Genomic DNA, 10,555 nt, shown 5'->3' with positions numbered 1-10,555 from the left:
GGGGCGATCCCGGGTTCGTGGAGGCCGCGCTGAAGGGCTGGGGGGCGGCGGTGCACAACCCCGAGCGGGTGACCGACCCGGTGCACGGCCTGCTGGCCACGCTCGACGTGCTGCGCGAGGGCCTGTCGGTGACCGGCGTGGCGGTCGAGGCCGACGGCGCGGTCACCACGTCCGGCGTGGTGGGCGCGGCGGCCAGGACGGTCCCGCTGGTGTGGCACGGCGAGCCGGTCGGGCTGCTGCTGATCGGGCCGACGGACCGGCGCAGGTTCCCCGCGGCCCACGACGAGCGGGTGATCGCCACGATCACGCCGTACATCGCCGACGCCGCGCACGCCGTACGGCTGACGGCGGCGTTGCAGCGCTCGCGCGAGCGCATCCTGACCGCGCGGGAGGAGGAACGGCGGCGGCTGCGCCGCGACCTGCACGACGGGCTCGGCCAGTCGCTCACCGGCATGGCCATGTCGATCAACGCCGCCCGGCTGACCGTGCACAGCGCCCCCGAGCAGGCCGACCGGCTGCTGGCCGGGCTGCGCGCCGGCATGGACGCCGTGACCGGCGACATCCGGCAGCTCGTCTACGGCCTGCGCCCGCCCGCCCTGGACGAGCTGGGCCTGGCCGGCGCGATCGAGGAGCTGGCCGGGACGCCGATCGAGACGTCGGGCGAGCTGACCGGCCTGCCCGCCGCGGTCGAGGTCGCGGCCTACCGCATCGTGCAGGAGGCGCTCACCAACGCCCGCAAGCACGCCAGTGCCTCACGGATCACGGTGACGCTGCGCCGCGACGACCGGCTGCGCGTCACGGTCGCCGACGACGGGATCGGCCTGCCGCCGGACGCGCGGCCCGGCGTCGGACTGGGCTCGATGCGCGAACGGGCCGCCGAGCTCGGGGGCACCTGCGCCGTACGAGCGGGACCGGGAGGCGGCACGGTTGTCCACGCCGAACTCCCCCTGTGACAATTCGCCATATCCCCGGACGTGTTCTCCCTCTACGCTTACCCCTGACATGCTGACATTCACCGCACTGGGACCGTTCCACGCCTGGAGCGACGGCGTCCCCCTCGACCTCGGCGGCCAGCGGCAGCGGGCGGTGCTCGCCCGTCTGCTCGTGGCGGGCGGCCGGGCCGTGCCCGTGCACACCCTCATCGACGAGCTGTGGCCGGGCGATCCGCCCGCGCAGGCCCTGTCCACCATCCAGGGTTACGTCTCCCGGCTGCGGCGTGCGCTGGAGCCCGGCCGCGCGCCGCGCGAGGAGGCCGAGGTGCTGGTCTCGGCCGCGCCCGGCTACGCGCTGCGCGCCGCGCCCGAGCAGGTGGACTCGTGGCGGTTCGAGGGCCTGGTGAAGACCGAGGGGCCGCCGCCGCAGGTGTGGGCGGCCATGGAGAGCGCGCTCGGGTTGTGGCGCGGGCCGGCGCTGGCCGAGTTCGCCGAGCTGACCTGGGCGGCGACCGAGGCGGGCCGGCTGGAGGAGCTGCGGCTGATCGCGGTCGAGCGGCGCGCCGACGCCGGTCTCGCGCTCGGCCGGGCCACCTCCCTGGTGGCCGACCTGGAGGCGCACGCCTCGGCCCATCCGCTGCGCGAGGAGGCGTGGCGGCTGCTGGCCCTCGCGCTGTACCGGATGGGCCGTCAGGGCGACGCGCTGGCCGCGCTGCGCCGCGCCCGCGCGGTGTGGCGGGACGAGCTGGGGCTCGACCTGTCGGCCGGGCTGCGCCGGCTGGAGGCCGACATGCTGGCCCAGCGGCTGGAGGAGCCGCCGCCCCCGCCGTCCTCAGCGCCGTCCCCGACGCCGTCGTCCCCAGCGCCGTCGTCGTCCGCGCCGGCCGCGGCCGCCGACGAGCGGGTGCTGCGCGTGCTGGTGGCCGACGACCAGGCGCTCGTACGGGCGGGGCTGCGCGCCATGCTCGACAGCGAGGACGGCGTCGCGCTGGCCGGCGAGGCCGCCAACGGCGAGGAGGCCATCGCGGGCGTGCGCGCGCACCGGCCGGACGTCGTGCTGCTCGACATCCAGATGCCGCACCTGGACGGCCTGGCCGCCGCCCGCCGGATCCTGGCCGGGGAACGCCCGCCCAAGGTCGTCATGATGACGACGTTCGGCAGCGACGAGAACCTGTACGCGGCGCTGCGCGCGGGCGTGAGCGGCTTCGTGCTGAAGACCTCGGCCCCCGAGCAGTTCCTGGCCGCCATCAGGGCGGCCGCCGTCGGGGACGCGCTCATCGACCCGGCGGTCACCACCCGGCTGATCTCGGCGTTCGCCGGCCGCACCGACCCGGCCTCGCCGCCGGCGCTGGCCGGGCTCTCCGACGCCCGGCTCGACGTGCTCAAACTCGTCGCGCGCGGGCTGACGAACCGGCAGATCGGCCAGACGCTCGCGCTGCCCGAGGAGGAGGTGTCGGCGCTGGTGAAGTCGCTGCTGGACCACCTGGGGCTGTTCGACCGGGCGCAGCTGGTGATGGCGGCCTACGAGTCCGGATTGGTCACTCCTGGCGACATGGGACACTTTTCGTCGCTTTGACGATAAAAATCGGGTCGTACTAGGCTAATGACGTGGCACAACTGCGCATAGCCCTGGCACAGACGAACCCGACCGTCGGCGACCTCGCCGCCAACGCCGAGCGGCTGGTCGCGTGGACCCGTGACGCCGCCGAGCGGGGCGCTCACCTCGTCGTCTTCACCGAGATGTTCCTCACCGGCTATCCCGTCGAGGACCTGGTGCTGCGCACGTCCTTCGTGGACGCCAGCATCAGGACCCTGGAGGAGGTGGCGCGCAGGCTCGACCGCGAGGGACTGGGCGACCTCCCCGTGGTCGTCGGCTACGTCGACCGCGCCGGCCTGGCCCCCCGCGTGGGGCAGCCCAAGGGCGCGCCGCTGGACGCGGCCGCGCTGCTGCACAAGGGCGAGGTCGTCACCCGCACGGCCAAGCACCACCTGCCCAACTACGGCGTGTTCGACGAGTACCGCTACTTCGTGCGCGGCGACCGGTTGCCGATCTTCCGGCTGCACGGCGTGGACGTGGCGATCGCGGTCTGCGAAGACCTCTGGCAGGAGGGCGGGCCGGTGTCCGTCGTCGGCCAGGCGGGCGCCGGGCTGCTGGTGGTGCCGAACGCCTCGCCGTACGAGAAGGAGAAGGACGACGTACGGCTGGAGCTGTGCGCCCGCAGGGCGCGCGAGGCCGGCTGCGCGCTCGCCTACGTCAACCAGGTCGGCGGCCAGGACGAGCTGGTCTTCGACGGCGACTCGATCGTCGTGGACGGCTCGGGCGAGCTGGTCGCGCGGGCCGGTCAGTTCCGCGAGGAGCTGCTGGTCGTGGACCTCGACCTGCCGGTCGCCGACGCCGAGCCCGGGACGTTCCCCCACGACGCCCTCGACGGCACCACGATCACCGTGGAGCGCCGGGTGCTCTCGCAGGAGCCCGTGGCGCCCTACCCGGCGGCGCCCGCCCCCGTCGCCGAGCGGCTCGACCTGGCCGCCGAGGTGTACTCGGCCCTGGTGCTCGCGGTACGCGACTACGTGGCCAAGAACGGCTTCCAGTCGGTCATCCTGGGCCTGTCCGGCGGCATCGACTCGGCCCTGACGGCGGCCATCGCCTCCGACGCGATCGGCCCGTCCCGGGTCCACGTCGTGCTCATGCCCTCGCGCTACTCCTCCGACCACTCGCTGGCCGACGCCGAGGACCTGGTGGCCAGGCAGGGCATCAACTCCAGGATCGCGCCGATCGCCGAGATCGTCACGGCCTTCGAGAAGGAGATCGAGCTGTCCGGCCTGGCCGCGGAGAACCTCCAGGCCAGGGTGCGCGGCATGATCCTCATGGGCCTGTCGAACGAGCACGGCCACCTGGTGCTCACCACCGGCAACAAGAGCGAGCTGGCGACCGGCTACTCCACCCTCTACGGCGACTCGGCCGGCGGCTTCGCCCCGATCAAGGACGTGCCGAAGACGATGGTGTGGGAGCTGGCCAGGTGGCGCAACGCGCACACCTGCGAGGGCTTCCTGATGGCCGTCGAGCAGCCGATCCCGGAGAACTCGATCACCAAGGAGCCCAGCGCCGAGCTCCGTCCCGACCAGCGCGACACCGACTCGCTGCCGCCGTACGAGGTGCTGGACCGGCTGCTGGACGACTACGTGGAGAAGGACATGGGCTCGCAGGAGCTCATCGCGGCCGGGCACGACCCGGCGCTGGTCACGCGGGTGATCAGGCTGGTGGACCTGGCGGAGTACAAGCGCCGCCAGTACCCGCCGGGTCCCAAGATCACGCCGAAGAACTTCGGGCGCGACCGCCGTCTGCCCATCACCAACCGGTGGCGCGAGACGACGACCTGACCCACCGCCCTCGTCCACCTGAGGAACGACGAGCTTCTTCCGCCAGACGACCGGCAGGCTCGCCCGCCCCCGCCACTCCGGAGGGGCGGGCGGATTGTCGGTCGTGCGTGGCAGGGTGGGCGCGTGGCACAACCGCTCAAAGACCTGATCAACGCCCGGTCCGTCTCGGTGCTGGCCGGCGGCATGGCCGCCGTGTGGCCGTCGTTCCCGCGCGCCCGGTTCACCGAGCGCGCCCTGGCCGGGCTCGGCCCGCTGGAGCTGAAGGGCCGCGTCAGGCACGTCTCCGCGGCCCTCCACGACGCCCTCCCGCTGCCCTATCCGCGGGCCGCCGAGCTGGTGCGGGCCTGCGCCGCGCGCGGGGAGCTCGACCTGTGGAGCGGCTGGCCGCTCACCGACCACACCGCCGTCCACGGGCTCGGCCACCTGGAGGCGGCGATGGCCACGCTGGCGGCGCTCACGCCGTACTCGACGGGCGAGTTCGCCGTGCGCCCCTACCTCGACCGCCACCGCGACGACGCCCTCAAGATCATGTACGGCTGGGCCGAGTCCCCCGACGAGCACCTGCGCCGCCTGGCCTCCGAAGGCTCCCGGCCGCGCCTGCCGTGGGCGCCGCGGGTCGGCTGGCTGATGGCGCCCGGCCCCACCCTGCCCCTGCTCGACCTGCTGCGCGACGACCCGAGCGAATACGTCCGCCGCTCGGTCGCCAACCACGTCAACGACCTGGCCAAGGACCACCCCGACGCGGCGCTCGCCGTGCTGGCCCGCTGGCGGGCGGGCGGCGGCTCGCACGTCGAGCGGGTCGTCCGCCACGCGGTGCGCGGGCTGCTGCGGTCCGGACATCCCGAGGCGCTCGCGCTGCTGGGCGCCACGCCGGGCAGCGGCTCGGCGCGGGCGCTCACCCTGGAGTCCGACACGGTCGCCGTCGGCGGCAGCCTGACCTTCACCGTCACGGTCACGGCGGGCGCGCCCGGCCCGCTGGTGCTCAAGTACGCCGTCCGCCGGGCGGGCTCGCGCCGCGTCTTCCACCTGGGCGAACGCTCGGCCACCGCCGAGGGGGCGGCGTTCACGCTGCGCAGGAGCCATTCCTTCCGCCCGGTCACCACCCGCAACGAGCCGCCCGGCCCGCGCGAGCTCGACGTCATCGTCAACGGCCGCGTGGCCGCCACCGTGCCCTTCACCCTGACCGACGCCCCCGGCCCGGCGGCGCAGGCGGGTCAGGGCATGGCGCGACAGTAGGGCACAGGCCCCCGGAACGACGAACGGAGGCCGTCCCGAGGGACGCGCCTCCGTGGCGGGTGAGGGCGGCTCAGGGCTCGGCGCGGTCTCCGGCCAGCCCGAGCAGGACCATGTCGACCACCCGTTCGGCCAGGTCGGCCGGGAGGTCGCCGGCCGGCCCCCACTTCGACTGCCACATCATCGTGCCGGAGAACAGGGCCATCACCAGGTCGACGTCGAGGTCGGGCCGGAGCTCGCCGGTGGCGACGCCGCGCTCGACCACCGAGCGCAGCGCCTCCCTGCGCGGTTCGACGGCCCGCTTCACGAAGCGTTCCATCAGCCGGGGATAACGATCGGCCTCGCTCATCGCGATGTTCATCACGCACCGGGTGCGGGCCTGGCCCGCCTCCCGGCGCATCGCGTCGAGCAGGACGATCAGGTCGTCACGCACGGAGATGCCGGACAGCGGCGGGAGCGGCGCCTTCAGCGTGGACAGGGCGTCGACGACCAGGTCCTCCTTGTTGGACCAGCGCCGGTAGATCGTGGTCTTGCCGACGCCCGCCCGCGACGCGATGGCCTCGATCGACAGCTCCGACACCCCCATGCCCTCGCCGATCAGGTCGAGGGTCGCGTCGATGATCGCCTTCTCGGCCTTCTCGCTGCGCGGACGGCCCGCCGGGCGGGCAGTCCCTGAATCCTGGATCGTCATCGCGGCCTCACACTACCGCTGGTTCCTTCTGTTCCGCCTGCTGGACCGGGCGCGCCTTGCCCGGCATCCACTTGGCCACCACCGCGACGCCCACCAGGCCGATCACGGCCGACACCATCGCCGTGACGTGCATGCCGTCGACGAAGGCGGCGAAGGCGGGCTTGATCAGCGCATGGCCGCGCTCGCCGAGCTTCCCGGCGAACTCCATCGTCGCCATGATCGACTCACCGGCGGCGTGCGGGGCGCCGGCCGGGAGCGCCGAGGCGATCTCGCCGCGGTAGCTGCTGGACAGGACCGAGCCGAGCACGGCCACGCCGAGCGCGCCGGCGACCTGGCGGACGGTGTTGCTCATGGCCGAGCCCACACCGGCCTTCTCCCTGGGCAGCGCCTCCATGATGGCGGTGGTCGCGGGCGGCATGATGTTCGCCATCGCCGCGCCCTGGACGAAGAAGATGATCTCGATCAGCACCACGGGCGTGTCGACGTCCATCAGCGCGTAGCTGCCCAGCGCCGCGGTCACCACGAGCATGCTGACCGTGGCCGACAGCTTGGCGCCGAAGAGCTGGTTCACCCGCTGGCTGAGCGGCGCGAAGATGAGCTGCGCGGCGGCGAACGGGATCATCAGGGCCCCCGCCTGGATCGGGCTGAAGCCCAGCACGATCTGCAGGTAGAAGGTCAGGAAGAACATCCCGCCCATCATCGCGAAGAAGACCAGGCCCATCATGCCGATGGCCGAGCTGAACCGTACGTTGCTGAAGTTGCGCACGTCGAACACCGGGTTGTCGATGCGACGTTCCCACCACACGAACACGCCCAGCACGAGCAGGCCGGCCACCGTCGGGACGATCACCTCGGCGCTGGCCAGGGTGCCCAGGTCGCCGCCGCGGATGATGCCGTAGACCAGCGCGACCAGACCGATGATCGACAGCAGCACGCCCACCGGGTCGAGCCTGGACGGCTTCGGGTCACGCGACTCGGGCACGAAGGCGGCGATGAGGAACATGCTGATCACCACGATCGGCACGTTGATCAGGAACACCGAGCCCCACCAGAAGTGCTCGATGAGCAGGCCGCCGGTGATCGGGCCGATCGCCACCGCGAGCCCCACGCCGCCGGCCCAGATGCCGATCGCCTTGCCACGCTCGCCGGGCGGGAACACGTTGGAGATGATCGCCAGCGTGGCCGGCATGATCGCCGCGCCGCCGATGCCCATCGCCGCCCTGGCGAGGATCAGCTGCATCGGGTCCTGGGAGTAGGCGCTGGCCAGCGAGGCCAGGCCGAACAGCGCCATGCCGATGAACAACATGCGCTTGCGGCCCGTGCGGTCGCCGATCACGCCGAAGGTGAACAGCAGCCCGGCGAACACCAGCGTGTAGGAGTTGATCGCCCACTCCAGCTGACCCTGCGTCGCGCCCAAGCCGGCATGGGGGTCGGCGATGGTCTTCATCGCCACGTTGAGGATCGTGTTGTCCAGCACGACCGCCAGGAGGCTGAACACCAGCACTCCCAGGATGCCCCACCTGCGTGGATGCCCCGCGTTCTGATCCATGAGAACGTCCTTAATTTCGATACGACCAAGTTTCGCAACGTCACCGTATCGCAAGGTATTCCGATACGCAACGGTCTCGTTTCGTAACTTTCGCCTGACGGGCGGAGTGCGCACGGCGAAACAAACGGGAAACCCCGTTCACCCCCCGCACAGGCCGTCCCAAGGCCCTGCGGACACCGCTGACAGGCCTCCCGGCCTGGACGGCCGGCAGGCTGGAACCACCGCCGGATCAGCTCTTGGTCGCCGCCGGAGGCAGCACGTGCTCCTTGGCCTCGACCGGCGCGCCGGCGATCGGCGTGCCCGCGACCGGCGGACGCCGCCGCCACAGCGGCAGCGCGACCACCACCATGACCACCCCGACCAGCCCCGCCACCACGAACGCCCACGTCGGCCCGCTGCCGTCGATGATCGCCCCGGCGATCGGCGAGGACGCGGCACCGCCGATGAGCAGGGCCGTGCCGTGCAGGCCCATCGCCTCGCCCCTGGCCGCGGCGGGCACCCAGCGGCTGAGCACGTCGACGGTGGAGGACAGCGCCGGGGCGCACAGCAGGCCGGCGGGCAGCATCGCCAGGATCAGCCACCGCCAGTCGGCGCCGGCCAGGCCCACGGGGATGGTCAGCAGGCCCATGCCCGCGATGAGCACCAGGGGCGAGAAGCCGCGCGACAGCCCGCCGTAGACGAAGCCCCCGACCAGCGAGTAGAGGCACCAGATCGCCACGGCGAGGCCCACCCACTGCGTCTCGCCCGCGGTGTTGATGGTGGCCACCAGCCCGAGCTCGGTCGCGGTGAGGATGAACGTGGCCGCCGCCGTGGTGCCGAGCAGCGCGACGAAGCCCGGCGTGAGCCACTGCCGCCGCGGCACCTTCACCACCGGCTCCTCCAGCTCGACGGCCGACCGGGTGGGCGGGTTGAACACGATCAGGCCGAGGCCCGCGGCCGTGATGCCGACGCCGATGAGGACCAGCGTCGTCGTGCTGCCCAGCGTGGTGATGCCGGCCGCGGCGAGCGCGGGACCGGTCATGTACGACAGCTCGACCAGCATCGAGTCGAGCGTGAACCCGGTGCGCCGCTGCTCCGGCGGCACCAGCGCGGCCAGCGACTGCCTGGTCACGCTGAACACCGGCAGGTTGAGCAGGCCCGCCACGGCCGCCGCGACGGCGAGGGCGGGCAGCGGCAGCGCCCACGCGCACGACCAGAACACCGCCTGGGCCAGGGTGGTGACGACGAGCACGGGACGCACCCCGTGGCGGTCGACGAACCGGCCCGACAGCGGCGAGCCGACGGCCATGCCGACCGTGCTGGCCATCGTCACCACGCCGGCCTCGACGTAGCCGAGGCGCAGCCCGAAGACCACGTGGAGGGTGAGCGCCATTCCCATGGCGGTGGCCGGGACGCGCGCGAGCATCCCCACCAGGAGCAGAGTGCGGACGCCGGGCAGCCGGAAGAGCCTGCGGTATTGGTCGAGAGCCATGGTGTGTCGTTTACCTCCGCGTCGATTGTGTCAAGAGGCACCGACAGTTTCGCCACTGGATTTCCCCTCATGACATCATCGAAGGAGTCCGGGGACGTCACTGGGACGCCTCGAGACGTTTCTGGAGGGAGTTCCATGTCTTCCACCACGCTGTACGGCGGCGCGTCGGGCCGCCGGGTCACCGTCCGCGACCTCGCGGCGGCCAAGGAGCGCGGAGAGCGGTGGCCCATGGTCACCGCCTACGACGCGATGACGGCCCGGGTGTTCGACCAGGCGGGCGTGCCCGTGCTGCTGGTCGGCGACTCCGCGGCCATGGTCGTCTACGGCTTCGACTCCACCCTCCCGGTCACCCTCGACCACCTCGTCCCGCTCACCGCGGCCGTGGTGCGGGGGTCGTCGCGGGCGCTGGTCGTGGCGGACCTGCCGTTCGGGTCGTACCAGGGGTCGCCGCAGCAGGCGCTGGAGTCGGCGGCCAGGTTCATGAAGGAGGCGGGGGCGCACGCGGTCAAGCTGGAGGGCGGCCGGCGGGTGCTGCCGCAGGTCGAGGCGCTGGTGTCGGCGGGCGTGCCGGTCATGGCGCACCTCGGGCTCACGCCGCAGTCGGTCAACGCGCTCGGCGGCTACCGGGTGCAGGGGCGCGGCCAGTCGGGCGAGGAGCTGATGGCCGACGCCAAGGACCTGGAGCGGGCCGGGGCGTTCGCGGTGGTGCTGGAGTGCGTGCCGGCCGATCTGGCCCACCGGGTGACCACGTCGCTGTCGATCCCCACGGTCGGCATCGGGGCGGGGCCGTCCACGGACGCGCAGGTCCTGGTGTGGCAGGACATGATGGGGCTGACGCCGCGCCCGGCCAAGTTCGTCAAGCGCTACTTCGACCTGGCCTCGGAGATGGACCGCGCGGTGCGGGCCTTCGCCGACGAGGTGACCTCGGGGGCCTTCCCGGCCCCCGAGCACACCTACTGCTGACCGCGAGCGCGTTCCCGCACCACGGAAAGGCCCCGGGCACCTTCTCCCACCACGGAAAGGCCCCGGGCGCGTTCCCGCACCGCGGAAAGGCCCCGGGCGCCTTCCCGCGTCCCGCGCACCTGGGTCGGGCTCACCCCGCCGCGCCGGAGAGCGTGGCGGGGTCGGTGTTGGAGCCGCAGACCACGACGGCCACCCGCTCACCCGCCGCGGGCCGGTAGGCCCCCGACAGCAGCGCCGCGTACGCCGCCGCGCCCGCGGGCTCGGCCACCAGCCGGTGCCGCTCCCACAACGTCCGCCGGGCCGCGACGATCGCGTCGTCGTCCACCAGGACGCTG

Annotated in this window: 9 protein-coding genes; 5 read left to right on the top strand and 4 right to left on the bottom strand. The window is 73.0% G+C overall.

All coding sequences use genetic code 11. The features are described 5' to 3' along the window. From ACWCSD_RS37845 to ACWCSD_RS37830, 4 genes are all read left to right on the top strand, one after another. Positions 1-953 (top strand): sensor histidine kinase (locus ACWCSD_RS37845; RefSeq protein WP_449922158.1); only part of this gene is annotated, 953 nt, incomplete at its 5' end. 49 nt (positions 954-1,002) lie between these two features. After that, positions 1,003-2,508: a BTAD domain-containing putative transcriptional regulator gene (locus tag ACWCSD_RS37840; RefSeq protein WP_449922156.1), complete on the top strand. Its 1,506-nt coding sequence runs from the start codon at positions 1,003-1,005 to the stop codon at positions 2,506-2,508. A 32-nt stretch (positions 2,509-2,540) separates the two neighbouring features. Then, entirely contained in the window at positions 2,541-4,313 is a 1,773-nt protein-coding gene (locus ACWCSD_RS37835; protein ID WP_449922155.1) for an NAD+ synthase, read from the top strand. Between the two features lie 123 nt (positions 4,314-4,436). Next, complete coding sequence (locus ACWCSD_RS37830; RefSeq protein ID WP_449922153.1) at positions 4,437-5,549, top strand: DNA alkylation repair protein; 1,113 nt, start codon at positions 4,437-4,439, stop codon at positions 5,547-5,549. Between the two features lie 70 nt (positions 5,550-5,619). On the opposite strand, the gene ACWCSD_RS37825 is transcribed toward ACWCSD_RS37830, so the two are convergent. The 3 genes from ACWCSD_RS37825 to ACWCSD_RS37815 form a co-directional block, all read right to left on the bottom strand. After that, entirely contained in the window at positions 5,620-6,237 is a 618-nt protein-coding gene (locus tag ACWCSD_RS37825; protein ID WP_387666025.1) for a TetR/AcrR family transcriptional regulator, read from the bottom strand. Positions 6,238-6,244: 7 nt separating this feature from the next. Then, positions 6,245-7,786, bottom strand: coding sequence for an MFS transporter (locus ACWCSD_RS37820; RefSeq protein WP_358294236.1), 1,542 nt, complete (start codon positions 7,784-7,786; stop codon positions 6,245-6,247). Positions 7,787-8,015: 229 nt separating this feature from the next. Continuing rightward, a complete protein-coding gene (locus ACWCSD_RS37815; RefSeq protein ID WP_449922151.1) occupies positions 8,016-9,257 on the bottom strand; it encodes an MFS transporter in 1,242 nt (413 codons plus the stop codon). A gap of 135 nt (positions 9,258-9,392) precedes the next feature. Here ACWCSD_RS37815 and panB point away from each other — a divergent pair, with 135 nt between their 5' ends. Then, positions 9,393-10,220, top strand: coding sequence for a 3-methyl-2-oxobutanoate hydroxymethyltransferase (gene panB / locus ACWCSD_RS37810; RefSeq protein WP_397162284.1), 828 nt, complete (start codon positions 9,393-9,395; stop codon positions 10,218-10,220). 130 nt (positions 10,221-10,350) lie between these two features. Here the strand turns inward: panB and ACWCSD_RS37805 are convergent. After that, a partial coding sequence (locus tag ACWCSD_RS37805) for a pyridoxal-phosphate dependent enzyme (RefSeq protein WP_449922149.1) occupies positions 10,351-10,555 on the bottom strand: 205 nt, incomplete at its 5' end.

The organism is Nonomuraea sp. NPDC001684 (assembly GCF_053596515.1).
This window is presented reverse-complemented; position numbering and strand designations above follow the sequence as displayed.